Source organism: Microseira sp. BLCC-F43 (assembly GCF_041929235.1).
Lineage (GTDB): Bacteria > Cyanobacteriota > Cyanobacteriia > Cyanobacteriales > Aerosakkonemataceae > Microseira.
The window spans coordinates 12318-36466 of record NZ_JBHFNP010000157.1 but is presented as its reverse complement, the minus strand read 5'-3'; the positions used below and the strand labels follow the sequence as shown (position 1 = coordinate 36466).

Sequence of the window (24149 nt, the reverse complement as noted above, 5' to 3'; positions counted from 1 at the left end):
CATGACTCAAGACACCCTATTTGAACAACTCAAACACCCCAATCCCAACTTGCGGAAACGGGCAATGTTAGAACTAGCTGAAGTCCGCGATGAAACAACCATTCCTCGTCTGATGAGCGTTCTGGATAACGAAGATGTTACCTATCGTCGCGCAGCGGTAGTGGCGTTAGGAATGATTGGTGCAGATGCAGTACCATCCCTGGTAGAATCCTTGCTCAACAGCGATAATGTCACCGTTCGAGGTAGCTGTGCGAAAGCGCTGGCACAAATTGCCGTCAACCACCCAGATGTTACCTTTCCAGATCAAGGTATTCAAGGATTAAAAACCGCCATCGATGACCCCAATCCCGTTGTACACATCGCCGCCGTGATGGCATTGGGAGAAATTGGCGAGCCTGCGTTCGATATATTGGTGGAAACGCTGAAAACAACCGATAATGTGGCAGTGGCGGTAGCGATCGTCAACGCACTCGGTTCTTCAGGGGATGAACGCGCGGTAGAAGTCCTCACAGCATTAACTCAGGACGAATCCGTTGACTCCTACGTGCGCGAGTCGGCGGTGAGTTCGTTAGGTCGTTTGGATCAAGTAATTAACTTTAAAAAACAATAGAGCAATTTGCTAGTTACATTCAAGGGCGCTGGTAATAGGTAATTGTCAAGAGTAGACTGACTCAAGAATCCAATTACCAATTACCAATTACCAATTACCAATGTCACAACTTATAACTAGCAACTTGAGTTAGATATTGCACCGACCCCATAAAGTCAATATATGGGGCGGGCAGGATGCCCACCCTCGCAAACACCAAAGTTTCTATCAAAAATCGTCGCTTTGGAATCAGAGTCCGCCGCCAGAAACCCGGTTTCTCGGTTGGCAAACACCAAAGTTTCTCTGAAAAATCGTCGGGAAAGGGAACCAGAGATATGCCTCCCAACGCTTGCGCGAACGCAGCTTGAAACTAAGGTGATAGGTTCGCAAATAAACTGGGTTTCTCTGAAAAATCGTCGCTTTGGAATCAGAGATCGCAGCTGGAAACTAAGGTGATAGGAGCGTCGCCCGTAAGTCTTGAAACTGATAAAAATTCTTGTGGGGTGGGCGGGACGCCCGCCCCTCTCCTGGAGTTAAGGTTACTTTTGCACTATCTCAACCCTAGCTAGAAAAATTGCGATACCGCCACTTATTGAGATACCCTTCGCCAATTGAAGCAACCGAGTTTTGCTCAACAGCGTGCTTTCCTAACTCAGTGATGCGCTGAGCATATCTTGCCAACTCTTGCTTAAGCAATTCGTTGTTTTCTGCTAGGGCAGTCTGAGCGTGAATTTGCTCCTCTAACTTGTTTTGTAACTCGGCAATTTGTCGATGTAAACCAGCGATGGTTTCTGCTTGAGCAGAAGATTGCCGTTCCCATTGATTTTTTAATGCCGCAATTTGTTGGTTTAAATCATTAATTTTTTCCACCCAATCCGCTGATTGCTGTTGCAAAGCAGCATAGGTTTCCTGTTGAGCAGCAGCTGCGGCAGATTGTTGCTCTAACTGATTTTGTAACCTCGCAATTTGTTGGTTCAAATCGTCGATTGTTTTGCCTTGATCCGCCGACTGTTGTTGCAAAGATCCATAGCTTTCCTGTTGGGCAGTTTTTTCGGCTGCTGCTTGAGCCAACTGATTTTGTAACTTCGCAATTTGTTGGTTTAAATCGGCTATAGTTTCGCCTTGCTCCTTTGATTGCTGTTGCAAAGCTGCATAGCTTTCTTGTTGAGCAGCATCTGCGGCAGATTGTTGCTCTAACCGCTCTTGTAAGGTCGCAATTTGTTGGTTTAAATTGTTGATTGTCTCAACTTTAGCCACCGACTGCTGTTGCAGCGTCTCATAGCTTTCCTGTTGGGCAGTTTTTTCGGCTGCTGCTTGATCCAACTGATTTTGTAACGTCCCAATTTGTTGGTTCAAATCGGCGAGCGCTTCGTTTTGAGCAGCCGCTTGTTGTTGTAAATTACTATTGCTTTCTGTTTGAGCCGCCGCTTCAGCAATCTGGTGTTGCAACCACTCTTGTAACTTCGCAATTTGTTTGTTTAAATCAGCGATGGTTTCGTTTTGAGCCGCCGCTTGTTCTTGCAAATTACTATTGCTTTCCTGTTGAGCCGCCGCCGCAACTACTTGTTGATCCAACTGATTTTGTAACGTCGCTATTTGTTTATTTAAATCGGCGATTGTTTCGTTTTGAACTGCCGCTTGTTGTTGCAAGGTAGCATTGCTTTCCTGTTTAGCCGCCGTCTCAGCCATCTGCTGTTGCAACTGATTTTGTAACGTTGCAATTTGTTGGTTTAAATCGGCGATTGTTTCGTTTTGAACTGCCGCTTGTTGTTGCCAATTAGCATTGCTTTCTTGTTGAGCCGCCGCCTCAGCCATCTGCTGTTGCAATTTGCCAATAACAGCTGATTTTTCTGCTAACTCTTGTTCTAGAGCTTGCAGCTTTTCCAGGGATACACCTTGTTCTTCTGGGGCTTTAGCCTGAGTTGGTGGTTCTAGAGTAGCAGTCGCTGCGAGCGCGCCACTAGCAGCTGGCTGTATTTCAGGCGTGGGATCTGATTTTTTAGCGGTTGTTTCCTTCTTGGCACGCGGCGCAGCTTTAGTGCGTGCAGGTTTAGAACTTTGAGTTTTTTTCGGCATTAAATTCATCTCCCAACGCATTCACAGATTGACATCCGCCTCCACTTGCAACACTGGGAATGTTCCATCTTGCAGCGATTGAGCTTTGCTGAGACTCTCCCCTCTTTGTTTTCAGCTAGTCGGGCAGGATTTAATCCTACATCGAGCTATTAGTATTTGTCAATTTTGCACAGATCGATCCGGCAAAATCAATCCGCCTTTCATCCCTCGCCAACTTTTTTATGACAAACGGTGCAAGATTTGTTGTTTACAATCAAGATTTATTTAAAATCCTCAATAATTAATAAAATTATTGTCTCAGCTATTGACTTTTTTCCATTTTGTGTTTTGAGCGTTAGGCGTTAGCGAAGCTTTCCGCAGGAATCGCATTCCGCTCCACCCAGCCTAAAAGAGCTAAACCCGTGCGTCAAATCTAGTGCGAAAACCACCGTATTTCAACCAGTATTGCTTCAAAGCATGGTGAGGCGTATGTAAACTTGCCTTTGCTCGATAAAGAATCACCTGACGATGATCGCCCATCCAAATTTTGCCAACGGGTTCAACAGATAATAAAGCACCTCCTAAAGCCGCGATGCAGTCAGAAAATCGCTCCAGTGCGCTATAATCAACCGTTTCATAAATAAAAAAATTGCCCGAACAAATCAAATGTCGGCTGCGAATCCAGCATTGCATCTTTTTTTGCGCCTGGGGTGGTAGCATAGCCGCTTTGACACGAACTTCAGTTCGCTCCTGTAATGCGTTCATAAAACTACCCCCTCAAAGTCGATCTAGAGGGAGTTCGTCAGCAAAACTGGCACGCTTTTCAAACTGCAACGGTCCAAAGGTAGATCCCCAGACTTGTTGATGGTTTTCCATATCCATGCCTCGATCTAAACTGAGCCAGGTTGTTTCCGTAATCTCTACATCGCTGATCAAATATGTCAAACACCCGTTGCGTTCGATCAAACACTTGTTACCCGGTTCCACACTTCCTCGAAACATCTCGCCCTCGCGAAAGAAAATCATCGAGCAGTGATATCGTCGTTCGATGCAGTTGGGCGTAATAGTTCTGAGAATGCTTAATTCTCTCGCCGCACCTGCGTACAGCATCGGATCGTCCAGACCATAATTTTCGATATAAATTTGGTCGCCAAAGTCAACTAATCGATGGACGCCCTGACGATAGGGACTCCACAGATCGTGGTCGTAAACTTGTTCCGAGTAAAAACCAATCCCATTAAAAAACTCAAACGGTAGCGGACGAAAAAAGATGTGAATATGGGCGAATTGTCGAGGTTTTTCAAAGGATTGCTTGTAATTGCTGAAATCCCCTGCCATCCACTGCGCCAGGGTTACTAAATCGTTTGTTTTGACTGAAGTCATAAATCAAGACGAAGAACGAATTTCCGATGAGAAAGATGCAGTCACCACTCCACTTCCAGCGCTGGTTTTGATTAGCGACACCCGAAAGCGTAAGTTTGGATTGGCAAACCAGATTTTTTCCTCAGCTGCGGCGCGGTCGTAACTTGTCAGCAGCACAAAGGTTCCGTCCTCTGTAAAGTGATAATCACCCGCCGCCGCCACGGTTTCAGCGTATCCTTGATCGCGAAGTAATTTACCCCGCTTGGGGACATCTGGATCTGGTACAGGTATCAGGACGCTAGTGCCTTTTATTTCTGCATTTTCATCCCAATCCGATTGTCCTTCCCAGGTCATGCGAAAGGGAGATACTATCTTGCTGGGGTCGATGTTATACAACTTACAAAGGTCTAGCACTGCCGGATCTTCTGGTGAGAGGGCAATGATATCGATCTCTGATTGCACGGCTTCAAAATGGCTGAAAGCCAAATGATGGGCGCTGCGCTGCGATCGCCAATGCCCTATTGAACGCTCAACAAACTCAGTAATGTCCATTTGTTTGATTAATCAACTTTCCCCACAATAACTGAGCCAAGATCCAGATCGTTACAGTGGATTGCAGCCGTTGATATTACACCTTCGTTTATCTAGCGGCAGGATTAATGCTGCCCCTACACAAACGAAGACATAAGGCTTTCCTTCACTCGCTGGCAATCCGGTAAATGAGTTTGATTGTTCGGTTTGATACAGCTGAGCCATTTCTCTCATGGTTTAATCGGAGAATGGGGAAATAGTCCGACCGCTGACTAGACTGAGGGTTCAAAGCCAAGTTTTGATACCCGTAGCAATGTCAATTAGAAATTGCACCAGGTTTCTGAATTTAAATTTGTCAGGACTGAGGCAAACAAACCCAGTTTCTCCGAAAAATCGTTAGTTTGGGAACCAGAGATCGAGGGTCGAAACCGGGTTTCTGGCAACGCCCTTGCGTCAGTCCTGTCAGTGCCAAAATACTAACAACGATCGGGTGTGAAAGCAGTTTTTTAGCACTCCTATGCGTCCGCTACCAAAAAATTCCCTTTCCTGGCAACAATAGCAGAGGCAAAACCTCTGCTATTGGGTGGGTTCGATGGCTAGACAATCTCAGTGATGCTGACAATCTTGCCGCTGGTGCGGTTAATCCGCTGAATCTGAGGAGTCATGCGATCGCCGGGAACAATATACTCCGTCCTGCTGACGCGGCGGGGGCTGTCAAATTTAGAACCTTGCACCACGATTTTGAACCGCTTTTTGTTCGCTTCACCGGAACCACCCAGATTTACATCTGCTGGTTGTATTTTATTCGAGGAGTTGGTTGCTACAGCATAAACTAATTGAGATGCTGTAACTGCGCTATCAATTTGAGCCGGACCCCGATCCAGCGCGAAGGTACGGTTATAGGTAACCTGACTCTTTCCAACTTCTGTTTTCGCCCCGCGATTGTAAGGCACAATATTTTCGCCAAAAGCCGACTGGTACTCTTCGCTGTCGATGAGGGAATCGATCTCGGCGTCGTATCCTTCTGCGACGCAACGAACGAGGTGTTGGGAAATTTCCGCCTGAGACTGGGGCGGACGTCCCAGGAAATGTTTAAAGTTCAGTTCTACAAAACGGTAGGGAGCGCACTTTTCAAAGTAGCGAGAACGATAGAATTCCGACTTACCCACTGCCCGGACAAACTCCCGCACCGAGATTTTACCATCTGCCAATTGGGATTCTGCCGTCACCAGGCGTTCGCTTTCCATGATGTGGGGATTGCCTAAAACCTGCTTATAGACTGCGCGAATAATTGCCTGCACTTCATCTTGAGTGCGGGGAGTGCGGAGTTCCATTGCTGTCATTGTTGGCATAGCTAAACTACTCCTCAAATGTTTTAATCAGAAGTCAGAATGCAAAACTCGCCCGCTCCGCGTTGCTAATTGCTAATTGCTAATTGCTAATTGCTAATAAATGATTTTTACTTACATTAGCCATTAGCCATTAGCTGCTATGCATGAGTAGGGGCGGGTTTAACTTTCATATTTCTCGGTTCTACACTTCGGGTTGGTAAAACCCGCCCCTACTTGAGTTATTAGCCATTAGCCATTAGCCATTAGCCATTAGCTAATCGCTAGGATCTTTTACACAGGCGTGATGCTGGCGATTACACCACCCTGCTTGTGAATCCGTTGATACTCTTCGGAAAGCTTATCGAACGGAACCAAGTAGACTTGATTGCTGCGGCGGAATTGGGAAATCCGGTTAACCGCTTTGGAACGGTAACCAGTGACTTCGATGCGGAAGACTTTGCCGCTTTCGCTGGCTCCCGTGCCCAGACGAACCCGCGCGCCCACTGGTGGATTGCGGAACGTTGTCCCCGGTGGAACCACTGGAGTTGGCGTTGCATTAATCACCAATGAGTTGAGCTTGGGAGTCTTACCTGCCAAGTCTGCCTTGAGAGAACTGGTGGAAGCACCCCGTACCAATTGGAAGGTATGGGTAAAGCCGATCATGTGGCTAATTGCTTCGGTCTTGTAGCCTCGGATGTAAGGCACAATGTTCTCTCCGAAGACGCTCTGATATTCGTCGCTGTCGATGTAGGAGTCGATTTCAGCTCCAAAGTCGCCCGCATCCAGAATGGCACTGTGGGCTTTCATTTCTTCGTAGCTGTTGGGGGCACGACCGAGCAAATGCCGGAAGTTCAACTCGATAAACCGATAACGAGGGCAATCTGCAAAGCGCGACAAGTAAAGATCCGACTTGGCCACAGCGCGGACAAACTCGCGGACGCTGAGTTCGCCCCGCTTAAACTGCGACTCCGGTACTGCCAGACGCTCGCTTTCCATGACGTAGGCATTGCCTAGCACTTGTCTGTAGACGGCTTTGATTAAGGTTTCCGCTTCTTCGTTAGAAGTACCGGCAAGCCACTCCAACGGGGGAGTTTCGTCAAACAGGCTAACTCCTAAGCGCGACGCTGGTCCAAAAGGCATTAAGCCAATCTCCTAGTTAAAGAAATACACCGAGATCGATTTTGCAATAGAAAGCAGACACAATTCAAACTTTCGCTTAAATTGACCGAAAGCTTCCTGCTTCTACCAAGCGAGTCGGCTCCTAACCTGTCCACAGGCGTGAATTCCGCGCTTGCCCCGCCTACTCAGATGAGAGCAAATTGATGAATTGCTTTTGCAAGCAAAAAATTTTAGGCTTCCGAGTTGCAATCAACTCTGGGAGCCGGGAAAGCCACGAGCTGTATGAGTTTCATCAACTCGATACAAAGCTGTAACGCCTTGCACTTCCCGATCTTCGTACAAGCTTGTCACTCAAAATATTAAAAATTATTGAGCTTGTTTGTATAGATTGGTTACATTTATGATAATTACTCTCATTTTGTGGTATAACCCGGAGTTCAGAGTCTGGGTTGGTTTTGCCAGGGGAATTCCTCTGAGGGGAGGCTAGGCGATCGCCAGCCGTCAAGATTAAAATTCCGCTGCGATTTGTAAAGTTTCTGAGAAAGGTTTTACTCGGTCGCGCCTGCCTGCTGTAACAGTTGTGCCGCCCTGACGGAACGGAACGATCGCTTGGCTTCGCTCAATGCCGTCGCCCCCCAGCGGGTTCTGGGACGAAAGTCCGCACCATGCGCCAGCAGCAGTTCCATCACTTCCAAATCTCCCCGTGCCGATGCCATCATCAATGGAGTCCAGTCACCCATGTTCTGGGTATTGACCGATGCTCCCCGTTCGATCAGCGCCTTGACAGCATAAAACTGCCCATTGTCAACTGCCAGGTACAAAGCCGTATCGCCAATCTTGTTGGTGGCATCAATATCTGCCCCCAAGTCAATCAAACGCCGGATAACATCCACCAGACCAAACCGAGCTACGGACATCAGCACTGTTTCTTGGTAATTGTTTTTACCAGTTATATCCGCAACTCGATCGAGCAAGGCATGGATAATATCCGAATCTCCGCGCTCCGCTGCGTACATTAGCGCAGTGTAGTTGGCATCATTTTTGACATTCACATCGGCTCCGTGCGCCAGCAGAATGTTAACTACATCCAGGTGACCCTCTGCTGCTGCCCACATGAGGGCGGTGTTGCTCTCTCCAACTGGGGTGACTCCCCCAGTCCCATTGACGTTTGCTCCTTGAGCTAAAAGAGCTTCAACTGTTTTAGCATCACCCCGAACGGTGGCTCTAATCAACTGCTGGTTTAATGAAGACATTTATGCCCCACTGCATAGTTTTACTTTAAACTTGGCGGACTATCTAATTCCTGGTCTGCAAGCCCGATAGACATCAACTAAGATCCTACTATCACTGTGAGGGACAACTATTATGGCAGTGGTCATTCCATTGAAAGCGATCGCTCTATCTCCCGGCAGCCATTTGGCGATCAACGATGTCACCTGGGAACAATATGAAGCCTTGCTGGAAGAACTAGGTGAAGAACGCCGCATTCCTAGAATTAATTATTGCCATGGAAGCCTAGAACTGATGTCACCTTCACCTGCCCAGGAACGTCCTCATCGCATTATTTCAGATATTGTCAAAATTCTACTGGATGCCCAAGGGAGAGATTGGGAAGATTTCGGTTCTACTACATTCAAGAAACCCACACAAGCTGGATTAGAACCAGACACTTGTTTCTATATTCAGAATGCGGAACGGGTGCGTTCTCTAATGCGAATGAACATGGATGAAGATCCACCCCCCGATCTGGCAATTGAAACTGATGTTACTTCTCGAACAACTTTGGAGGCATACGCAATTTTAAAAGTGCCAGAGGTTTGGATATACAACAATGAAAAACTGAAAATCTGGCTATTGCGAGATGGCAATTATTGGGAATCTGATTCCAGTTCCATATTCCCCGACTTACCGATTATCGAAATGATACCCCGCTTGGTAAAACAAGCTTTTCAAGAAGGCAGCAGCAAAATGCTGAGAGAACTCAGACAACAAATGCAACAGGAGGGCTAAAATGCCAGTCACCACACCAATTCGTCAGATTCAGCTAAAGCCGGGAAGTGTTGTGATAATTCCCCACATTAATTGGCAAGAGTTTGAGCAAATTTTAGAAGAGTTAGGCGAAAAACGCAGCACCCGCATCGCATATAGCCAAGGAACATTAGAAATCATGTCACCCTTACCGCAGCACGAAAGAGCAATTGTCGTTATTAGCGACTTGGTTAAGACATTGTTGCGGAAGCAGCAACGCCCTTGGGAATCACTACGCTCTACCACATTTAAGCGCCAGGGAATCGCCGGGATTGAGCCAGATGACTGTTTCTATATTCAGAATTATCGGGCGATTATTGGCAAAGATAGAATCGATATAGAGATCGATCCTCCTCCTGATTTGGCAATTGAAAGCGATCTCACTTCCAAGACAGAAACAGATGCCTACACAGCTATAAAGGTTCCGGAGTTATGGATATATGGGGCAGGTAAGTTCGTTATCAATTTGCTGCAAAATGATGAGTATGTCGAGTCAATCGCGAGTCCGACATTTCCAGATTTGCCAATAACCGATATCATTCCCAGAATGGTTGAGCGAGCAAGGGAAATCGGTATGTATCAAGTGTTGCTGGAATTTGAAGCATGGTTGGATGCTAGTTTAAGATGTGAGTAACGCTTCACGCACCCACTGCCGAAATGCTCTTCTTGCTGCACTAGATCCCTCTGTCTCGCTCAATTTCAAAAACTGTAAAATTCCCTCAATAATAGGCAAGTTTCCAAATGTCGGGCTAGTTTCTACCCGCACATATTCGCCTTCACCCAAGACGAATACTTGCAACTTGCCATTTGCATAACACCAGAGTTCCGGCACACCTAAAGCCAGATAAGCTGAAAGCTGAGTCTTTGAAGTTACGTCTATTTCAATTGCTAAATCTGGTGGTGGATCGACTGACAGATTCAGCCTTCGCTTTCCGATCATTCTGCGAGCATTTTGGAGATAAAAACAGGTATCTGGTTCTAAACCTGCTGCCATTTCCGGACGTTTAAAGGTTGTCGATCCGTAAGATTGCCAGTCCAGTTCTAACTCATCAAGCAGCAGCTTAACCATGTCGCCGATCAATTCTTTATTAACTTCATGTTCTGGTAACGGCATCCGAATCTCTAACACCTCCTGAAAATAGGCAACTCGTGCAGCGCGATGCTCTCCCAGTTCATCTAAAATTGCTTCAAATTCTGCCCAACTAATATCGCGCAATGTCAAGTACTGCCCTGGTTGAACGTCGATCTGACGCAGTTGTAGTGTTACGACCATTGCATCCTCCGTACCGTTTGCGGATGTTTGTTTACTATAATATCGGGATGGTGAATGCTCCAGCGCTTCACCCTAACGGGTAGAAGCGTGGCGTCTTAATCCACTACTATGGAGCTACGAGGCTCCCACAGTAAAGACAAAGTAACAGGCATTCTCTGTTTGTCGGAGGAACTTTCGCCATCCAACAACCGTCCGTCCTTGCGGCGGGTCAGTTTAAGTTTGTATGCCCAGTATCGGGCAGCAATGTTATAGCTAGCACAAAGGTCACAATTGTACCGCTTACCCGTTTTAAAAGTGGCGTTAGAATAATTGGACTTATCGCGAGAAACTTGCCCTGAGCCATCATAAGCCCAGCTTGATGTCCCTCGTGGATAAACATATTCCGTTGTTCCACCAACTTCTTCAAACTTTTGCTCGACAAGTTTCACCAATTTCCGATGCAACCAACCGTGAAACCTCTGTTTCAAGGTTGAACGCTTACGCCCACCTTTAGGTTTCCAGTTTTTAAGCTGCTCGAAAACTATTACACTTGCTCCATTACCCACGGCAAAATTAACAATTTTCCTTGAAACTTGTTGGGCAAGGTTTTGGTTGATATGTCGAGCTTTACGGTACAAGGAATTGCAAAATCCCTTGTGTAGCTTTTTTGTTAGTCGTGCTTTACGACTAACGCGTTTAAACAGTCGGTCACGATGGTCTATGTCGGCTGCTGGATGCAAAAACTTCCTCGCAGTCACAGTGCCATCACTTCCGACAATACTTGCTGTTGCCAAGGTATTGATGCCAATATCAACAGCACAAACCCTGTCGCCTTGAAGTTTATCTGGCTTAAGTCCAAATGGAACGCTAAGATAAACACCTCGATGGTTAACCATCAAGTAGGGAGACAGGGTTTTGCTATGAGATAGAAGATGTCTGTCTCGCTTGGTTTTTATGGCGATAGGTTCACTCCATACCCAATCTGAACTATTCCAAATCTTAATCTGGGTAGTTTCCAAATTGTTCCCAAACAAAAGGCATTGCCCTCGGTACAGAGCAGGATAACAACCGGCTTCTGGGTTAAGTCTTGGAGGTCTAGCATCTCGTCTTTTTCTGATACCCGATTGCCACTCTTGATAACGAGTAACAAAGGACGATACTTGTCCACAGACAAATTCAATCGCCGCTCGTCTTAGGTAGCTAGGAAACTTATAGAAACGCTTGCCGAAATATTGATACTTGGGGTTAGGGTTAGATTTGGTCTTGTGAATGAGTCGTTCAACTGCACTGCACTAACTTTTAGCAGATTTGATTTCTACCCAATGACCATACACAACGTAAGTTAACGCTTTACAAAATGCACGGTACTGAGCAACCGTTGCCGCCAGATGTTCGGTCGTCTGGCGACTAAGCTCGAGAAACCATCGGTCAGTCCGTACAATTGATTGAACCATGCAATGATTATAGCCGTGAATCAAGACAAAACGTTAAAACTGAAATCAAGAAATCACATGACATTCAGATTGTGTTACCACTTGATTCTGACACTGAAGTATCGGAAAGATATCCTTACCCAGGAAATGCAAGATAGGTTGAAGCAAATCCTTACCACTTTGTTGGTGAAATGGGAATGCGAACCCATTGAGCTAGGTGGGGAAGGCGACCACATCCACATTCTGTTTGATGCTTATCCAGGACTAAACCTTGTGAACTTCATCAAAAACCTGAAGGCTGTATCGTCCCGCCACATGAGGAAAGAGTACAAAGAATACCTGGAAAAACATCTTTGGGGTGGCGAGTTCTGGAATGATGGCTCTACCATTATTTCTGTTGGAGCTAGCGCCAGTATTGAGGTGTTGATTACTTATATTAAAAATCAAGGTAAAGCCGATAAACCCTGACCGCCGCTAACTACCGCTTCATGCTTCCCATAGAAGCGTAGGATGCGCGGCGGAATTTTGCTCAAATTCGGAAGGATTTTAGGCGCTCGATTAGATGGTCAAAATAGGGTGCGATATGCCTCCGGCACGCTGACGCGATCGCATCTTCCCCTTCCCCATCTATCCGCTTCAAACTAGCCGTTTTAATCCCTTCCAATCCCACTACCATCGCCTCCAAAGGCACTTGTAATTCTTGATACAGCATTTTCATATAATGCAAACCTGTATCGCTTGTATATTCAGCGTTATTCCCAGCAATTCCGTAAGTAATGCAGCGCAGAAAGTGCCAAAAATCACGCCAACAAGCTTCGGCTCGCGGGGCGGGGTATAAACCGCCACCGGGTTGAGTAATATCGGGAAAGGTTGTGAGGACAACTTCTCTAGCTTCGTCTACGATTTCGGTGACGCGATCGCGCAACAGTTTCGCTACGCCAATCAAATCTGAAGTTGCGGGAGAAAGATTCTGGATCTGCTGCAAATCTTCATCGGTGAGATATCTTCCCTCATCATCTGCTGCTTGGAATAGGGGGATAATCCCAGGTGGATGCGTCGCTTCCCAGCCTGAAAAACTGACAATTCTGGCTTTTTTAATCAGTTCTTTAACTGCTTCGCTGAGTGCAGGGTTCATAGTTCAATATCCGCTAATGGAGCTTTTGGTCTACAAGTTCACGATACACTGAATATCATCACAGGTAACTAACTGGGAAGCACACTCTAAGAAAACTCCTGCTCAATCATTTTTCTAATCTCTGCATTTAGCTCAGGAACTTTGTTGGTGACAACATCCCACACAATATCGTAGTCAACGCCAAAATAGTTATGAATTAATCTGTCACGCATTCCAGCAATTGCTCGCCAATCAATGGCACTGTACTTTTGACGCAATGGATTTGGCAATTGTTTAACCGCCTCACCAATCACCTCAATACTGCGTACATAAGCTCGTTTCAATGTTTCATCTTCCACAAAGGTAGCTTTGTCTAACCCCACTAGAATTGGCTATGATATAGGCTGTCTCGTCGAGGATGTGCTGTAGATACTCACGTGCCGACGGAGACATATTCAACCTCGCGCAAAATGTGCGGACCAATATAAGGACTTAATGACTCGATAGTAATAAGGTCAACTGCCCTATCGAAAATATCTTCCAGAAAAAATGACAACTGCATGAAGTTATCAAATGTTTTTTTCTCTGGCTCAAAGACAACAAGAATATCGACATCGCTTTCAGCGTGGATATCTGTATCCCGGACAAAGGAACCAAAAAGTCCACAACGTTCAACACCAAAACGTTGTAATTCTTGTTGATGCTCTCGGAGAAGAGATATCACTTTATTTTTAGTTTGTACAGGCATCGCTTGCTGCGCCAACCCATCTGTCTTTGAGTTTATCACAGTCCCATTTTTGAGCAGATATGCGAGCCTGTTTTTTGTTTTCATCGCTATCTTTGTTCAGTAACTAGGGTAAGGCTATCCCACTTTCCTTTGTCGTCGTAGGTGCGAATCATGCGCTGGCGTAATCTTGGTTGAATTAACCAGCTTACTTCCATAAAAAAGGGATGTCCTGGGGTAATCTGAATTGGACAGGTTGAAGCTGCGCCATCGGGCAATAACAAAATCTGATATTGTTGGGAATTTTGCTCAAAATTGAGGCACAATTGATTGCTGTTCTCTGCTATTTTGAGCGGATAATCTGTTTCCTCACCCGATGAAAGTACGAGCTGGTTTTCGCTGAGGCGATCGCACTTAAAGCTAGTATTAGCAGTAACCGATGGACGCCCATCTAGATACAGGGTGACGGCTTCTCCCTCCCATTCGCCCAGAAAGTCCTCGAGGGCTAACGGTGGACGTTCTGGGGCTGTTGTTCCGACTCGTCGCTCTCGCACCAAGGTTAGCTTAAATAGCTGGCTATTGGCGGCATCAAACTGTTGAATCAGACGCATTCGGCGATCGCTTTCTTTAAAACCAAACTCGGCACCAAAGAGAGTTCCAGTAGAAAAGTAGGGCGAACCTTCGCTAAAAGCACCAGTCTCAAAAAATAAAGCCCCGGCACTCGGCGCACTGAAGTCGAAAGCCAGTTCCTGGGGCTTTAATTCGGATGAACCGGGGGCGGTAGGATAGTAGCGACGCAAAGCCAGGTGAATGGTTTGATTTTCGTTCACCCCTGTCAGCGAAATTACACTGGGAATATCATCAATGATTTCTCCCTGGGGCGAGAGGTGAGTAAATGACCCCTCCCACTCTCCCAGATTTTCCAGTACGCAGTCCCATTGCTTTTTCATCACCAGTCGTCTGCCTCTGTTTTGCGCTCAAGTTGAGAAATTGCCAACTTGAGTACCTGCTGCACCGCCGTTTCTGATTCTTGGGATAATGCGGCTTGCAAAGGTACTATAGCTGAGCGATCGCCTACTTTCATCAACGCCAGCGCCCCTGCTTTGCGGGTTTCCCAATCATGATGATGCAATAATTCTGCCAGGTTGGGAATTGCCGGTTGATAAGCTAAGTTACCCAACACCGCTGCTGCTTCGCATCGCACGTTCGCGTCTGAGTCGGTGAGGGCATTTACCAAAAGGTTGAAAGCTTGGGGTTCGGGGGATTCCTGGGCGACTTTAGCGATCGCACCCACCACCGCCCCACGTACTTCTGGCGAATCGGATGCAATTGCTGGATAAATATACTCTTTTGCCTCTGATCCAATAAATGCCAGCGCCCATGCGGCATGACCTTTAGTCGCTTCTGAATTTTCTGGCGCCGCTAAAATTTCCAACAATACCGGCACTGCTGCTTCTCCTGTCCGCGCCAGCGCCCCTACCGCCGAACCTTGGACAACCGTATCCTCATCGTTTAAGAACGCATGTACCAGGTTGGGGACGGTTTTTGGATCTGCGAGCAAGGTCAGGGTTTTAGCACTAGCTCGCCGCACCACCACATTTGGGTGATTTGCCAGCGCTTCCAGCAAAAAAGGGGTTGCTGGTTCGCCAATTTCACCCAAAGTCTGTGCGAAACTCAACCTGACTAACCCGCGCGTATCTCCCAGACACTCCACCATCTGCTTGAGGAGTTGATGGTTATCGGGGTCGAAGGTTTCCAAGTCTAATTGTTCCTTGACTGATGCCAACAAAGCATCGGTTTCTGCGTGGGAAAGCGGCACAGGATTCTCCCCGGATTGAGTCTCAAACTTGAGCGAATTACTCATTGACAATCACCTATCACCCATGCTTAAAAATATTTTCAATTCTTCAGGACTGACGCCAAGAAACCGGGTTTCTAGGAAAAATCGTGGATTTGTCAGGTAAATATCGGCGAAGAAACCCGGTTTCTGGCCTCGTCGTGCGTGGATCCTGTTCTTTTTACCACACCCTAGAGGCACGGCCTAGATAGGGTTTGGGGCTGCACTACAAGACTGTTAATGCCGTGCCAGTACTAATTAATTACCAGTAGTTAGAGCAGTCTGAAGCTCGCGAAGTTGGCTGATAATGGCATCAATTTTGGCAAGTTCGGGTTCGATTTGAGCCATTGCAGCTGCTTTCATCACCTTAGCCCGTTGCGCCGTTGCCAGAGTCTCGTTGAGCAAACGTTCCCGATATTGTTCAAATTCTTCGATCGTCTCTGCCAGTTCTTCAGGGGTTGCCTGGTCTATTGGAGTGAGTTCTGAGGTTTCAGACATTTCCGTTCTTTCCTAAATCGGTATCTATAAAATAAAGAGTCTATTTCAGATTTTCTCAGATCCCGTCGCCAACGGGCTAACCTTTTTGAGTTGCTATGGATATTCAAGAAATCGAAACTTCGCTCAATAACCCTGATTTTCAGTATCGGCTCAAAGCAATCGCTGCCCTCAAAGACTATACCCCAGAGGTAGCCGTTCCCCTACTCACCAGCAAACTCCACGATGATGAATTCCTGGTGCGAACCTTCGTTGCCAGGGAACTCGGCAAGCAGCAGACGGCGGAATCTTTCGCCGCACTGCTGGAAATGATCAAATTCGACAATACCCCAAACGTGCGGGCAGAGGCAGCCAATTCCCTGTCTTTGTTTGGCAAGGTGGCTGCATCCCATCTAGTTCTCGCCTTTTGCCAGGATGACCACTGGCTGGTGCGTCGCAGCATTTTGCCCGCCCTAGTTGAACTCGAATGTCCCAGGGAACTGTTGGAAGTCTGCATCGAAGCCTTAGCTGGAGAAGATGCAGGCGTCCAAGAAACTGCCGTCGATGCCCTGGCTGCATTAGCACAAACCAGTCAGCAAGATGCCGCCATGTCTCGATTGCTGGAATTGGTGAATTCCGACTCGGAACAGATTCGCCTCCACGTTGCTCGTGCGCTGAAGCATTTTGACCATCCGCAAGCCAAAGCAGCTCTGAGTCAACTGCGGCAAGATTCGGATCATCAAGTCGTCGCCGCTGCCTTAGAAGACTTGCTCTAACAACAAACTCTGCCTTTTGACGCACAAAAATCCCCCTCTTGGGTACTGTCTCGCCCAAAGGTGGGGATTTTATCGTTTAAATAGACTTGTTTGAATTTTCACCAGAACTTCATACAACCTCGGAAGCCCGCTACTCAAGGCTTTTGCCTTGCTATCATCAAGGAAAAATTGCCATTATATCACATCAAGGCCAAAAAGTATAAATTCTTACAGAATTTAACAGTTTGTCTGCCAGAATTCTGGAAGAAAGATTTAGAATAGCGAAAACCAGTTTTTCAGCTCATTTTTAGGAGGTAACTTATGTCTAGCAACCATCCCGGTCAAATGACGTGGAAAGCCCCAGGTGCAACGGAGTGCGTACTACACTTGCGACGCAGTCCTTCAGAACCTTGGCGGCACTATAAGGAATTCCCGGAGTACGTTTTGCCAGATCCACCCCATTTTTCCGAAGGGTACGCCACGTTTCTGGCACTGCTAAAAAAGAACTGGCAAGCAGTGAAATCCTCGTAAAGCAGCTCTTTTATCTGAGTACCTGCATTACAAAAATCCTCAGAACCGCAGCAGTACAGGAAGCGATCGCTTTTTCCTTCGCATTTTTGCATCTGTTTGAATTCAAGCGATCGTGACTTGCTTCTTTCCCATCTTTTCTCAAAATCCTAGTTTCTCCGGTTGATCCAGTCTTCGCCACCTGGTAACTGTACTAAATGTTCTTCAATAACCGCTGGTAATTGTTTGGCAGAATGTGTATAAGTCAGGTCAATTAGTTTTGTGGCGATTTGAAACAGTAGAAGTTTATCTAACATTTCTGATAGTTGAGAACGGGTAAATTGTCCGTTCATAACTTCTTCACTTGCGTCTGCGATCGCCTTCTCAATTACTTCTTCCTCAATTAAATTTTCCCATTCATCAGGATTGATGTAATAAGAAGTTTTATTTTCTTTGACATTCACTTCTTGAATTTCTAAAATTGAATTGCGAATTGATGCTGCCCAAGAGTTAGTTAATCTTTTTTCGACTTGGTTTTTAATCAAGTGAATTAGTAAAACTCTCAAAAATGCTTTTATTTTACGCAGAATTTCCTTTTTACTCATAGCTTCTAACTCATCTACGATCGCTAAAGCATCGCTGTAGCGTCCTTCTAAGATACTGGATCTTAAATCTGTAAGTTCTTGCGTCATATTTATTTACCTCTTTAGCTTAGTTCATTACTTAGCTGCACTGGAGGAAGGGGCGATCGATTGAAATTGACATCTTTTATACTTTATCCCAAGGGCTAGCTAAGCCAAAGCAAACTCAGTATATTTCCGCTCTTCTGGCGGATGAAACCCCAAAACAATATCCCTAGCCGGAACTCCCAACCTTAATAACTCAGTTGCAATTCCTTCTTCTGTTGAATCTTCTTCAATCCAGATTTTCTCATTCTTAATCCGAATATGAGCCTGAGTATTTCTAATGTGTTTTTTGCCTTCCCAACCCAAAAATAACCAAATATAGTGATCGTTCTTTTCGTCAAATATCAAACAACTTTCATCAGTGAGATTTGACGAGCCTGAAACCCAATCGTGATATTCAGTTAATATTTTTTTAATTAAACCTCTGTACTGTTCTAATTGAGCCATTGTAAAATCTCCTCCTTTTTTATATCAAAAACAATTAACAGTATTTGATTGAGCTTGATAACCTCTTGGATAGAATCTCTTTTAAAGAAATTCTCGTAAGCTTGTTCTGAAACTGCTAGGTAAAGTTGATACTCTGGTTCAGTTAAAGTAATAAAGTTTCTATATAAAATATATTGACCAAGAGCCGTTTCAAAATCTCTGAAAACTGAAGCACTTAAAAAACTTTTAACTTCCACAACAATTTTTCGTTGATTCTGGGTCGCAGCAATTAGCTTTTCAGCGGCGAGATCGGCAAATAATTCAGCATCTTTATATTTAATTGTATAGGGATCGGCTGTAATTGTCCAGCCATCTTTAATCAGCGCTTTTTTTACGGTATCGTGGTAGATATCTTTAGCAGGCATTGGGCGAAATGGATTGAATAGACAATTCTAGCAAGCTTTACTAATTCTATTTCATTTTAACTTATATTTTTTGTCTAGCGCAGTCTTGACTCTACTTCGTCCAGAGGCAAATCTAGAACTTGGGCAATTTGTTCTGCTGTTAAGCCAATTTTTACCAATCGCGATATTGTTGGCAGTTTAGCTAGTTTTCGAGCATTTTCAGCAAGCAAGCTAAAATAACAGGACTTACGCTCATATTCCGGGTTTCTGGCTGCGATCTTTCCTTGCCAAACCGAAGATTTTTCACACAAACAAAGGTGATTTGCCGCGCGAAGATCCTAGAAACCGGGTTTCTGGCTGCGATCTTTCCTTGCCAAACCGAAGATTTTTCACAGAAACAAAGGTGATTTGCGTAAGTCCAGATCAATTAACCATCAAACTCTGGCGCGTAGTTCTACGAGTAAAGGCATTCCAAACATCCAATTCGCTATCAGGACGGCTCAGCAACATGTTTCTAATCTTCTCGCTCAATCCTTGAACGCGACTAAAATCTGCCCCGGCAATGCTATTCAATTGCTCAATTTCAACCCCAGTGAAATCGGCGGCTCGCAAATCCGCTCCTTGCAAATCTACGTTATTCAATCGCACATTTCGCAAGCAAGCTCCCGTCAGATAAGCGAGGCGTAAATCTGCACCGCTCATGCGCGCATTTTGTAAATTAGCCCCAGTCAAGTTGGCGCCGCTGAGGGATGCGCCAATTAAATTTGCACCTTCTAAATCGGCATTTTTCAAATTAGCAGTATTTAGCTGTGCGCCGGTGAGATTGGCTTTTGGCCCAATTGCTCCTAAACTTTTATAAGCAAAATCTTCGGGCCAAATCGTTTCTAGATCGTATCTAGCTGCTTGTAATTTGGCTCCCTCTAAGTTCGCACCGCTGAAATTGGTATTTTGCAATTGCGCCCGATATAAAAAAGCACCTTGTAAATTCGCATTTGTTAAATCTGCCCCCTGCAAGTTAACCCGCCGCAAATCTGCACCCCCCAGGTTGGCTTCACTTAGGTTTGCACCGCTGAGGTTGGCTCCAATTAAATTTGCCTGACGCAGATTGGCTCGTTGTAAATCCTGACCTCTGAGATCGATTTGATACAAATCTTGGTTGGGTACTATACCCGTTTTGAGAGCGATCGCAATCGAAGACTGGCTTTCTAAGAGAGAATTATCCACACTATTTGGTTAAAATTATGATTCCAAAGTCATTTTACCGACACTTGAGGTAACAAATGCCCCCGATCTTCCCCACGACGATGATGGACTTTTTTCGCAAGAGTGAGGGTACTTGGTTTACCCAGCGCAGCGTACACCATTTCGATCTGTCTGCGGATCAGTCTGGAGAATCCAACCTCATCGTCCAAGTTGTGGAACGAGATGACCCTAGAGTCAGTACAATTTGTCAGCAGCAGGGCATCGATCCTGCCCTGGCGATGGGGGGCGCTAGCTTTATGTGGCAGGAAAATCAGGACGATCGCGAACCAGATCCGGATCGGGCAGCAGTACTGGTTGATGTGCCAGATGATACCAGTCTGTTGTCGGGGAAATTAATTCGCGATCGCGGCTACATAGAAAGAATGCCAGTCATCAGTCGCTACTGGTTTGGCAAGGACGGCATTTTGACCATCGATACCGAATACGACAACAACCAGGGACAAGAACGCTGCTGGTTTCTTACGGATGACTTTCGCGTCCGCGTTAGCACCGTGCGAACGATGGATGGCGTTTACCTGATGACCTATTGCTCGGAGCGGCGTTGCGTATCCGAGGCGACGTTGGAGCAAATGATACAGAAAAATTTGGCAAGGGCAGCCGCACATTAAGACGATCTTTAAAATTTGTTACTTCCTGGGGCAGAAATGTGACAGGGTGTTTCCCAATCCCCTATTGTCAGAGGAAGTCTTAAAAGATGGGTCAAGCTCAATGTACAAGCCCTTCCTGGAACATTTAGAAAGCGAATTATTTAACAGATTTGATTTACGCGATCGCGCAATCCCTGCGGGGCTGGAGTATAAGGTAAGCGATCGCGGCAAAAACCCGGCAACGATCCAAAGCTGGTGCTACCAGTGTCCAGAATTGAGGAAAATTCGCTATACCTACATTGATGCGGGGGCTAGCGCCCAAATTCTCAACAGCGTCATTTATCCCAGCCATCATTACGACTTACCGCTGTTGGGAGTAGACTTTCTCTCGTTCGGCAAAGTCAAAAATTTGGTGGTGCTAGACTTTCAGCCATTGTTTCAGGATGAAGCGTATCAGCGCCAGTATATTGAACCACTGAAATCGCTCCACGCTCAATACCCGGATCTGGCACAGGGACTGGAGATGAAATTTTACGATGCGAATCAGTATTTCTCCAAGTATCTGCTGTTTGCCAAGACTGATGTCGAAACTGTGGAGACGCGCCTATTTGCAGCGTTTAAGGACTATTTGAATTTGTACTGGCAACTGTTAGATGAGGCGAAACCTCTGACAGATCCAGAAGATATTCAGCGCATCGTCAAAGCCCAAAAAGACTACGACCAGTATAGTGCAGAGCGCGATCCGGCAAGTGGACTGTTTGGCAGTTATTTCGGTCATGAATGGGCAGAACGCTTTCTTTATGAGTTTTTGTTTGAAGACGCAGCGCCGCTATCAGTCAGTGCTGGCAAAAAGTAGTTGTGGTAATTGGTAATAGCTAATTGCTAATTGCTAATCGCTACTTGTTACTGCAATTACCTATTACCAATTACCCATTACCAATTACCCATTACCTATGACTTTATATCAACCGTTTTTGGATTATGCGACGTCTTATATGCGATCGCGCTTAGACCTCGGTTCCTATCCCATCCCAGAAGGTTTCGAGTACAAAAGCGCGATTACCGGCAAGGGCAAGCATCAGGAGGAAGTCATCACCACCAGTCATGGTTTTACTGCACCGAAATTGCGACAGATTCGGGCAGCTCACGTCCAGGGTGGTCAATCACTCCAAGTGCTTAATTTCGTCATTTTTCCCCAACTGAACTACGATCTGCCATTTTTTGGCGCAGATTTGGTCACGTTGCCGGGAGGACACTTAATTGCCTTGGATATGCAACCTTTGTTCCGGGACGATCCGGATTATCAGGCAAAATACACTACGCCGATTTTGCCCATCTTCCAAGCATATCAGCCGCATCTACCTTGGGGCGGAGATTTTCCTGAAGAAGCCCGCCCTTTTTTCTCCCCAGCTTTCCTTTGGACTCGCCCCCAGGAAACAACTGTGGTGGAAACCCACGTGTTCGCGGCGTTTAAGGATTACCTCAAGGCATATTTGGATTTTGTCGAACAGGCAGAACCCTTGACGGATGCTCAATCCCTGGCAGCCATCGAGCAGGCGCAACTGCGCTACCTGCGCTATCGCGCAGAGAAAGACCCCGCACGGGGCATGTTCAGGCGTTTCTACGGGGAAGAGTGGACAGAAGAATACATTCACGGCTTTCTATTTGACCTGGAGCGAAAGCTGGCAGAATGCCGTTTGTCTTGAACAGACAAAAGAGAGCAACGGAAGACGCTCCTGACACGGGGACAAGAAGAATGTTTCCACCAGTCTCTCCGCGTCACCCCGTCACCCCGTCACCGCGTCTTCTTCCCTCGCCTCACCCCGTCTTCTTCCCCCGCGTCTTCTTCCCTCGCGTCACCGCGTCCCCGTGTCACCGCGTCGCCCGTCATCTTGTTAACTTTGGCTTTGCGAATTAATTGAGCGATCGTGCGAGATAAGGAGAGTCCCGCTTCTTCGGCGAGCTTCTCCAGCTTCTCCCTTTCCAGGTCATCCAATGAAACGTTTAGCCGACTTTTCTTCTTTGGCACGGTGCAAAAGTGATGTAACTGTGGTACCTATTGCCAAGCTTAAAAGCTCGACAGCATCTGCATTGTTACCGTTTGTAACAAAACATTGTTAATAATTCGTAACGAACAAAACGCACGTTCTCATTGTATAAAGAATGTTGAAAGGCAAAAGAGACGGATGCGCGCAAGCTCAAAGCTAAGCTCAAAGATGGCTCGGGGAGACTTGTGATCGTCTGAACCTCAGTTTGAGGTGTTCTCAGATTGGTTACAGGATGTTGCAAAAGCAGTAACATGTTGAAACAAGTAAGCCTTTCAAAACTGCCCAGGCAGGCAAAAATCACTTACAACTCAAATCGGTTGTAAGACCAGATCGTAACTCAAACAACCCAATTAGGAGATCAAAAATCATGCTAGATGCATTTGCTAAGGTTGTTTCTCAAGCTGACGCACGGGGCGAATACCTGAGCAACGCTCAACTCGATGCCCTGAGCGCAATGGTTGCAGATGGCAACAAGCGTGCGGATGTTGTAAACCGCATCACCAGCAATGCCTCGGCGATTGTTGCTAACGCAGCTCGCGCTCTGTTCGCGGAACAACCCCAGCTGATCGCTCCTGGTGGCAATGCTTACACCAGCCGTCGGAACGCTGCTTGCCTGCGCGACATGGAAATCATCTTACGCTACGTTACCTATGCAATCTTCGCTGGAGATGCTAGCGTACTCGACGATCGTTGCTTGAACGGTTTGAAAGAAACCTACTTGGCATTGGGAACCCCCGGTGCTTCCGTAGCAGTAGGCGTGCAAAAAATGAAAGATGCAGCAGTAGCAATTGCGGGTGACCCCAACGGTATCACCAGAGGCGATTGCAGCGCTCTGATGGCAGAAGTTGCTAGCTACTTCGATCGCGCTGCTTCAGCAGTTGCTTAATCAACAATCGTCATTAGTCGCGGGTCATAAAAGGTACAAATGACCAAAGACAAATGGCAAACTCTGTTTGAACTAAAAGTTTGTAAAACAATAGGGAGATACGAAATCAATGAAAACCCCCCTCACTGAAGCAGTTTCAGCCGCCGATTCTCAAGGTCGTTTCTTAAGCAGCACCGAACTCCAAATTGCTTTTGGTCGTTTCCGCCAAGCTAGCGCTAGCTTGGAAGCTGCTAAAGCACTGACCAGCAAGGCTCAATCTTTGACTGACGGTGCAGCCAATGCGGTGTACCAAAAGTTCCCCTACACCACCTCGATGCAAGGACCCAACTACGCTTCTACCGCAACTGGTAAAGCGAAGTGCGCCCGCGACATCGGCTACTACCTCCGCATGGTCACCTACTGCTTGGTTGTAGGCGGCACAGGCCCAATGGATGATTATTTGATCTCCGGTTTGGCAGAAATCAACAGCACCTTTGAACTGTCTCCCAGCTGGTATGTTGAAGCTCTCAAGCACATTAAAGCTAACCACGGTCTGAGTGGCGATCCCGCTGTAGAAGCAAACTCCTACATCGACTACGCGATCAACGCTCTGAGCTAAAGAACTTACTTAGCCCGGTAAGGTGAGCAGCTAAGCGCTGGATTGGCGAAGAGTTGTTCAGCTTACCGGGCAGTTTTATTCAAGACTAAGTTCGTTAAATGCCTTGGAAACGTTGTCAGATGGGCAGTTGAAAAGGAGAG

The 24149-nt window shown here is 46.3% G+C and carries 35 protein-coding genes; 11 read left to right on the top strand and 24 right to left on the bottom strand.

The genetic code is table 11. The features are described 5' to 3' along the window. Nucleotide 1: 1 nt before the first annotated feature. Nucleotides 2-610 (top strand): HEAT repeat domain-containing protein, encoded by a 609-nt coding sequence (locus tag ACE1CM_RS22425; protein ID WP_374880525.1) that lies wholly within the window; start codon nucleotides 2-4, stop codon nucleotides 608-610. A 540-nt stretch (nucleotides 611-1150) separates the two neighbouring features. Here ACE1CM_RS22425 and ACE1CM_RS22420 read toward each other — a convergent pair. The 8 genes from ACE1CM_RS22420 to ACE1CM_RS22385 form a co-directional block, all read right to left on the bottom strand. Then, nucleotides 1151-2665 carry a hypothetical protein gene (locus tag ACE1CM_RS22420; protein WP_374880523.1) on the bottom strand — a complete coding sequence of 505 codons (1515 nt, stop codon included), beginning with the start codon at nucleotides 2663-2665 and terminating at the stop codon, nucleotides 1151-1153. A gap of 393 nt (nucleotides 2666-3058) precedes the next feature. Further along, the gene (locus ACE1CM_RS22415; protein WP_374880522.1) at nucleotides 3059-3409 is read right to left on the bottom strand and encodes a CpeR family transcriptional regulator; all 351 of its coding nucleotides are present in this window, start codon (nucleotides 3407-3409) and stop codon (nucleotides 3059-3061) included. A 12-nt stretch (nucleotides 3410-3421) separates the two neighbouring features. Further along, complete coding sequence (locus tag ACE1CM_RS22410; protein ID WP_374880520.1) at nucleotides 3422-4027, bottom strand: chromophore lyase CpcT/CpeT; 606 nt, start codon at nucleotides 4025-4027, stop codon at nucleotides 3422-3424. Between the two features lie 3 nt (nucleotides 4028-4030). Beyond that, complete coding sequence (locus tag ACE1CM_RS22405; RefSeq protein ID WP_374880519.1) at nucleotides 4031-4558, bottom strand: phycobiliprotein lyase; 528 nt, start codon at nucleotides 4556-4558, stop codon at nucleotides 4031-4033. A gap of 51 nt (nucleotides 4559-4609) precedes the next feature. Next, nucleotides 4610-4771 (bottom strand): hypothetical protein, encoded by a 162-nt coding sequence (locus ACE1CM_RS22400; RefSeq protein ID WP_374880517.1) that lies wholly within the window; start codon nucleotides 4769-4771, stop codon nucleotides 4610-4612. Nucleotides 4772-5133: 362 nt separating this feature from the next. Next, a complete protein-coding gene (locus tag ACE1CM_RS22395) occupies nucleotides 5134-5889 on the bottom strand; it encodes a phycobilisome rod-core linker polypeptide (RefSeq protein ID WP_374880515.1) in 756 nt (251 codons plus the stop codon). Nucleotides 5890-6159: 270 nt separating this feature from the next. Continuing rightward, the gene (locus ACE1CM_RS22390) at nucleotides 6160-7008 is read right to left on the bottom strand and encodes a phycobilisome rod-core linker polypeptide (RefSeq protein WP_374880514.1); all 849 of its coding nucleotides are present in this window, start codon (nucleotides 7006-7008) and stop codon (nucleotides 6160-6162) included. Between the two features lie 527 nt (nucleotides 7009-7535). Beyond that, complete coding sequence (locus tag ACE1CM_RS22385) at nucleotides 7536-8240, bottom strand: ankyrin repeat domain-containing protein (protein WP_374880512.1); 705 nt, start codon at nucleotides 8238-8240, stop codon at nucleotides 7536-7538. Between the two features lie 112 nt (nucleotides 8241-8352). Between ACE1CM_RS22385 and ACE1CM_RS22380 the strand changes: the two genes are divergently transcribed. Together ACE1CM_RS22380 and ACE1CM_RS22375 are read left to right on the top strand one after the other, a co-directional pair. Continuing rightward, on the top strand, nucleotides 8353-8997 hold the full coding sequence (locus ACE1CM_RS22380; protein WP_374880510.1) for a Uma2 family endonuclease: 645 nt from the start codon (nucleotides 8353-8355) through the stop codon (nucleotides 8995-8997). A 1-nt stretch (nucleotide 8998) separates the two neighbouring features. Then, the gene (locus ACE1CM_RS22375) at nucleotides 8999-9649 is read left to right on the top strand and encodes a Uma2 family endonuclease (RefSeq protein WP_374880509.1); all 651 of its coding nucleotides are present in this window, start codon (nucleotides 8999-9001) and stop codon (nucleotides 9647-9649) included. On the opposite strand, the gene ACE1CM_RS22370 is transcribed toward ACE1CM_RS22375, so the two are convergent. The 3 genes from ACE1CM_RS22370 to ACE1CM_RS22360 form a co-directional block, all read right to left on the bottom strand. Continuing rightward, nucleotides 9635-10288, bottom strand: coding sequence for a Uma2 family endonuclease (locus tag ACE1CM_RS22370; RefSeq protein WP_374880507.1), 654 nt, complete (start codon nucleotides 10286-10288; stop codon nucleotides 9635-9637). The two genes, ACE1CM_RS22375 and ACE1CM_RS22370, sit on opposite strands and share 15 nt — an antisense overlap. 95 nt (nucleotides 10289-10383) lie before the next feature. Next, nucleotides 10384-11286 (bottom strand): IS200/IS605 family accessory protein TnpB-related protein, encoded by a 903-nt coding sequence (locus ACE1CM_RS22365; RefSeq protein ID WP_374880505.1) that lies wholly within the window; start codon nucleotides 11284-11286, stop codon nucleotides 10384-10386. A 273-nt stretch (nucleotides 11287-11559) separates the two neighbouring features. Further along, nucleotides 11560-11721 (bottom strand): hypothetical protein, encoded by a 162-nt coding sequence (locus tag ACE1CM_RS22360; RefSeq protein WP_374880503.1) that lies wholly within the window; start codon nucleotides 11719-11721, stop codon nucleotides 11560-11562. 3 nt (nucleotides 11722-11724) lie between these two features. Here ACE1CM_RS22360 and tnpA point away from each other — a divergent pair, with 3 nt between their 5' ends. Continuing rightward, complete coding sequence (tnpA, locus tag ACE1CM_RS22355; protein ID WP_374880501.1) at nucleotides 11725-12168, top strand: IS200/IS605 family transposase; 444 nt, start codon at nucleotides 11725-11727, stop codon at nucleotides 12166-12168. A gap of 61 nt (nucleotides 12169-12229) precedes the next feature. On the opposite strand, the gene ACE1CM_RS22350 is transcribed toward tnpA, so the two are convergent. From ACE1CM_RS22350 to ACE1CM_RS22325, 6 genes are all read right to left on the bottom strand, one after another. After that, entirely contained in the window at nucleotides 12230-12835 is a 606-nt protein-coding gene (locus ACE1CM_RS22350; protein WP_374880499.1) for a phycobilisome protein, read from the bottom strand. 86 nt (nucleotides 12836-12921) lie between these two features. Beyond that, nucleotides 12922-13173, bottom strand: a complete 252-nt coding sequence (locus tag ACE1CM_RS22345; RefSeq protein ID WP_374880497.1) for a DUF86 domain-containing protein — start codon at nucleotides 13171-13173, stop codon at nucleotides 12922-12924. A 74-nt stretch (nucleotides 13174-13247) separates the two neighbouring features. Next, nucleotides 13248-13646 (bottom strand): nucleotidyltransferase family protein, encoded by a 399-nt coding sequence (locus ACE1CM_RS22340; protein ID WP_374880495.1) that lies wholly within the window; start codon nucleotides 13644-13646, stop codon nucleotides 13248-13250. Between the two features lie 2 nt (nucleotides 13647-13648). Beyond that, nucleotides 13649-14488: a DUF3598 family protein gene (locus ACE1CM_RS22335; protein ID WP_374880493.1), complete on the bottom strand. Its 840-nt coding sequence runs from the start codon at nucleotides 14486-14488 to the stop codon at nucleotides 13649-13651. Beyond that, complete coding sequence (locus ACE1CM_RS22330; protein ID WP_374880491.1) at nucleotides 14488-15402, bottom strand: HEAT repeat domain-containing protein; 915 nt, start codon at nucleotides 15400-15402, stop codon at nucleotides 14488-14490. The genes ACE1CM_RS22335 and ACE1CM_RS22330 overlap by 1 nt, the downstream gene beginning before the upstream one ends. Before the next feature lie 231 nt (nucleotides 15403-15633). Continuing rightward, nucleotides 15634-15873: a hypothetical protein gene (locus ACE1CM_RS22325; RefSeq protein ID WP_374880489.1), complete on the bottom strand. Its 240-nt coding sequence runs from the start codon at nucleotides 15871-15873 to the stop codon at nucleotides 15634-15636. Between the two features lie 95 nt (nucleotides 15874-15968). On the opposite strand from ACE1CM_RS22325, the gene ACE1CM_RS22320 reads away from it, so the two are divergent. Beyond that, nucleotides 15969-16625: a HEAT repeat domain-containing protein gene (locus tag ACE1CM_RS22320; protein WP_374880487.1), complete on the top strand. Its 657-nt coding sequence runs from the start codon at nucleotides 15969-15971 to the stop codon at nucleotides 16623-16625. 300 nt (nucleotides 16626-16925) lie between these two features. Continuing rightward, nucleotides 16926-17135: a hypothetical protein gene (locus ACE1CM_RS22315; RefSeq protein ID WP_374880485.1), complete on the top strand. Its 210-nt coding sequence runs from the start codon at nucleotides 16926-16928 to the stop codon at nucleotides 17133-17135. Nucleotides 17136-17145: 10 nt separating this feature from the next. On the opposite strand, the gene ACE1CM_RS22310 is transcribed toward ACE1CM_RS22315, so the two are convergent. The 6 genes from ACE1CM_RS22310 to ACE1CM_RS22285 form a co-directional block, all read right to left on the bottom strand. Further along, nucleotides 17146-17277, bottom strand: a complete 132-nt coding sequence (locus ACE1CM_RS22310; protein ID WP_374880483.1) for a hypothetical protein — start codon at nucleotides 17275-17277, stop codon at nucleotides 17146-17148. Nucleotides 17278-17281: 4 nt separating this feature from the next. Further along, on the bottom strand, nucleotides 17282-17803 hold the full coding sequence (locus ACE1CM_RS22305) for a DUF29 family protein (protein ID WP_374880481.1): 522 nt from the start codon (nucleotides 17801-17803) through the stop codon (nucleotides 17282-17284). Nucleotides 17804-17902: 99 nt separating this feature from the next. After that, entirely contained in the window at nucleotides 17903-18244 is a 342-nt protein-coding gene (locus ACE1CM_RS22300) for a XisI protein (RefSeq protein WP_374880478.1), read from the bottom strand. Next, nucleotides 18232-18648 carry a XisH family protein gene (locus tag ACE1CM_RS22295; protein ID WP_374880476.1) on the bottom strand — a complete coding sequence of 139 codons (417 nt, stop codon included), beginning with the start codon at nucleotides 18646-18648 and terminating at the stop codon, nucleotides 18232-18234. Before ACE1CM_RS22295 ends, ACE1CM_RS22300 begins: the two co-directional genes overlap by 13 nt. Before the next feature lie 74 nt (nucleotides 18649-18722). Beyond that, nucleotides 18723-18938, bottom strand: a complete 216-nt coding sequence (locus ACE1CM_RS22290) for a hypothetical protein (RefSeq protein WP_374880475.1) — start codon at nucleotides 18936-18938, stop codon at nucleotides 18723-18725. Nucleotides 18939-19050: 112 nt separating this feature from the next. Then, on the bottom strand, nucleotides 19051-19851 hold the full coding sequence (locus tag ACE1CM_RS22285) for a pentapeptide repeat-containing protein (RefSeq protein WP_374880473.1): 801 nt from the start codon (nucleotides 19849-19851) through the stop codon (nucleotides 19051-19053). Nucleotides 19852-19907: 56 nt separating this feature from the next. Here ACE1CM_RS22285 and ACE1CM_RS22280 point away from each other — a divergent pair, with 56 nt between their 5' ends. The 3 genes from ACE1CM_RS22280 (at nucleotide 19908) to ACE1CM_RS22270 (ending at nucleotide 22183) form a co-directional block, all read left to right on the top strand. Further along, a complete protein-coding gene (locus ACE1CM_RS22280) occupies nucleotides 19908-20498 on the top strand; it encodes a phycobiliprotein lyase (protein ID WP_374880471.1) in 591 nt (196 codons plus the stop codon). Nucleotides 20499-20598: 100 nt separating this feature from the next. Further along, complete coding sequence (locus ACE1CM_RS22275) at nucleotides 20599-21333, top strand: 15,16-dihydrobiliverdin:ferredoxin oxidoreductase (protein ID WP_374880469.1); 735 nt, start codon at nucleotides 20599-20601, stop codon at nucleotides 21331-21333. A gap of 97 nt (nucleotides 21334-21430) precedes the next feature. Continuing rightward, complete coding sequence (locus ACE1CM_RS22270) at nucleotides 21431-22183, top strand: phycoerythrobilin:ferredoxin oxidoreductase (protein ID WP_374880467.1); 753 nt, start codon at nucleotides 21431-21433, stop codon at nucleotides 22181-22183. A gap of 89 nt (nucleotides 22184-22272) precedes the next feature. Here ACE1CM_RS22270 and ACE1CM_RS22265 read toward each other — a convergent pair whose 3' ends face one another. Then, on the bottom strand, nucleotides 22273-22506 hold the full coding sequence (locus ACE1CM_RS22265) for a hypothetical protein (RefSeq protein ID WP_374880465.1): 234 nt from the start codon (nucleotides 22504-22506) through the stop codon (nucleotides 22273-22275). Between the two features lie 386 nt (nucleotides 22507-22892). Here ACE1CM_RS22265 and ACE1CM_RS22260 point away from each other — a divergent pair, with 386 nt between their 5' ends. Further along, nucleotides 22893-23411: a phycocyanin subunit beta gene (locus ACE1CM_RS22260; RefSeq protein ID WP_374880463.1), complete on the top strand. Its 519-nt coding sequence runs from the start codon at nucleotides 22893-22895 to the stop codon at nucleotides 23409-23411. A 109-nt stretch (nucleotides 23412-23520) separates the two neighbouring features. Next, the gene (gene cpcA, locus ACE1CM_RS22255; protein WP_374880461.1) at nucleotides 23521-24009 is read left to right on the top strand and encodes a phycocyanin subunit alpha; all 489 of its coding nucleotides are present in this window, start codon (nucleotides 23521-23523) and stop codon (nucleotides 24007-24009) included. Nucleotides 24010-24149: the final 140 nt, after the last annotated feature.

What these genes read in the sequence shown, in the direction of transcription:
- ACE1CM_RS22415 (WP_374880522.1), bottom strand. Translation starts at nt 3,409, where the DNA reads ATGAACGCATTACAGGAGCGAACTGAAGTTCGTGTCAAAGCGGCTATG.
- cpcA (WP_374880461.1), top strand. Translation starts at nt 23,521, where the DNA reads ATGAAAACCCCCCTCACTGAAGCAGTTTCAGCCGCCGATTCTCAAGGT.
- tnpA (WP_374880501.1), top strand. Translation starts at nt 11,725, where the DNA reads ATGATTATAGCCGTGAATCAAGACAAAACGTTAAAACTGAAATCAAGA.
- ACE1CM_RS22380 (WP_374880510.1), top strand. Translation starts at nt 8,353, where the DNA reads ATGGCAGTGGTCATTCCATTGAAAGCGATCGCTCTATCTCCCGGCAGC.
- ACE1CM_RS22330 (WP_374880491.1), bottom strand. Translation starts at nt 15,402, where the DNA reads ATGAGTAATTCGCTCAAGTTTGAGACTCAATCCGGGGAGAATCCTGTG.
- ACE1CM_RS22340 (WP_374880495.1), bottom strand. Translation starts at nt 13,646, where the DNA reads ATGAAAACAAAAAACAGGCTCGCATATCTGCTCAAAAATGGGACTGTG.
- ACE1CM_RS22270 (WP_374880467.1), top strand. Translation starts at nt 21,431, where the DNA reads ATGACTTTATATCAACCGTTTTTGGATTATGCGACGTCTTATATGCGA.
- ACE1CM_RS22425 (WP_374880525.1), top strand. Translation starts at nt 2, where the DNA reads ATGACTCAAGACACCCTATTTGAACAACTCAAACACCCCAATCCCAAC.
- ACE1CM_RS22390 (WP_374880514.1), bottom strand. Translation starts at nt 7,008, where the DNA reads ATGCCTTTTGGACCAGCGTCGCGCTTAGGAGTTAGCCTGTTTGACGAA.
- ACE1CM_RS22260 (WP_374880463.1), top strand. Translation starts at nt 22,893, where the DNA reads ATGCTAGATGCATTTGCTAAGGTTGTTTCTCAAGCTGACGCACGGGGC.
- ACE1CM_RS22280 (WP_374880471.1), top strand. Translation starts at nt 19,908, where the DNA reads ATGCCCCCGATCTTCCCCACGACGATGATGGACTTTTTTCGCAAGAGT.
- ACE1CM_RS22375 (WP_374880509.1), top strand. Translation starts at nt 8,999, where the DNA reads ATGCCAGTCACCACACCAATTCGTCAGATTCAGCTAAAGCCGGGAAGT.
- ACE1CM_RS22385 (WP_374880512.1), bottom strand. Translation starts at nt 8,240, where the DNA reads ATGTCTTCATTAAACCAGCAGTTGATTAGAGCCACCGTTCGGGGTGAT.
- ACE1CM_RS22320 (WP_374880487.1), top strand. Translation starts at nt 15,969, where the DNA reads ATGGATATTCAAGAAATCGAAACTTCGCTCAATAACCCTGATTTTCAG.
- ACE1CM_RS22410 (WP_374880520.1), bottom strand. Translation starts at nt 4,027, where the DNA reads ATGACTTCAGTCAAAACAAACGATTTAGTAACCCTGGCGCAGTGGATG.
- ACE1CM_RS22350 (WP_374880499.1), bottom strand. Translation starts at nt 12,835, where the DNA reads ATGAACCCTGCACTCAGCGAAGCAGTTAAAGAACTGATTAAAAAAGCC.
- ACE1CM_RS22420 (WP_374880523.1), bottom strand. Translation starts at nt 2,665, where the DNA reads ATGCCGAAAAAAACTCAAAGTTCTAAACCTGCACGCACTAAAGCTGCG.
- ACE1CM_RS22370 (WP_374880507.1), bottom strand. Translation starts at nt 10,288, where the DNA reads ATGGTCGTAACACTACAACTGCGTCAGATCGACGTTCAACCAGGGCAG.
- ACE1CM_RS22305 (WP_374880481.1), bottom strand. Translation starts at nt 17,803, where the DNA reads ATGACGCAAGAACTTACAGATTTAAGATCCAGTATCTTAGAAGGACGC.
- ACE1CM_RS22360 (WP_374880503.1), bottom strand. Translation starts at nt 11,721, where the DNA reads ATGGTTCAATCAATTGTACGGACTGACCGATGGTTTCTCGAGCTTAGT.
- ACE1CM_RS22315 (WP_374880485.1), top strand. Translation starts at nt 16,926, where the DNA reads ATGTCTAGCAACCATCCCGGTCAAATGACGTGGAAAGCCCCAGGTGCA.
- ACE1CM_RS22300 (WP_374880478.1), bottom strand. Translation starts at nt 18,244, where the DNA reads ATGGCTCAATTAGAACAGTACAGAGGTTTAATTAAAAAAATATTAACT.
- ACE1CM_RS22395 (WP_374880515.1), bottom strand. Translation starts at nt 5,889, where the DNA reads ATGCCAACAATGACAGCAATGGAACTCCGCACTCCCCGCACTCAAGAT.
- ACE1CM_RS22325 (WP_374880489.1), bottom strand. Translation starts at nt 15,873, where the DNA reads ATGTCTGAAACCTCAGAACTCACTCCAATAGACCAGGCAACCCCTGAA.
- ACE1CM_RS22405 (WP_374880519.1), bottom strand. Translation starts at nt 4,558, where the DNA reads ATGGACATTACTGAGTTTGTTGAGCGTTCAATAGGGCATTGGCGATCG.
- ACE1CM_RS22295 (WP_374880476.1), bottom strand. Translation starts at nt 18,648, where the DNA reads ATGCCTGCTAAAGATATCTACCACGATACCGTAAAAAAAGCGCTGATT.
- ACE1CM_RS22400 (WP_374880517.1), bottom strand. Translation starts at nt 4,771, where the DNA reads ATGAGAGAAATGGCTCAGCTGTATCAAACCGAACAATCAAACTCATTT.
- ACE1CM_RS22275 (WP_374880469.1), top strand. Translation starts at nt 20,599, where the DNA reads ATGTACAAGCCCTTCCTGGAACATTTAGAAAGCGAATTATTTAACAGA.
- ACE1CM_RS22335 (WP_374880493.1), bottom strand. Translation starts at nt 14,488, where the DNA reads ATGAAAAAGCAATGGGACTGCGTACTGGAAAATCTGGGAGAGTGGGAG.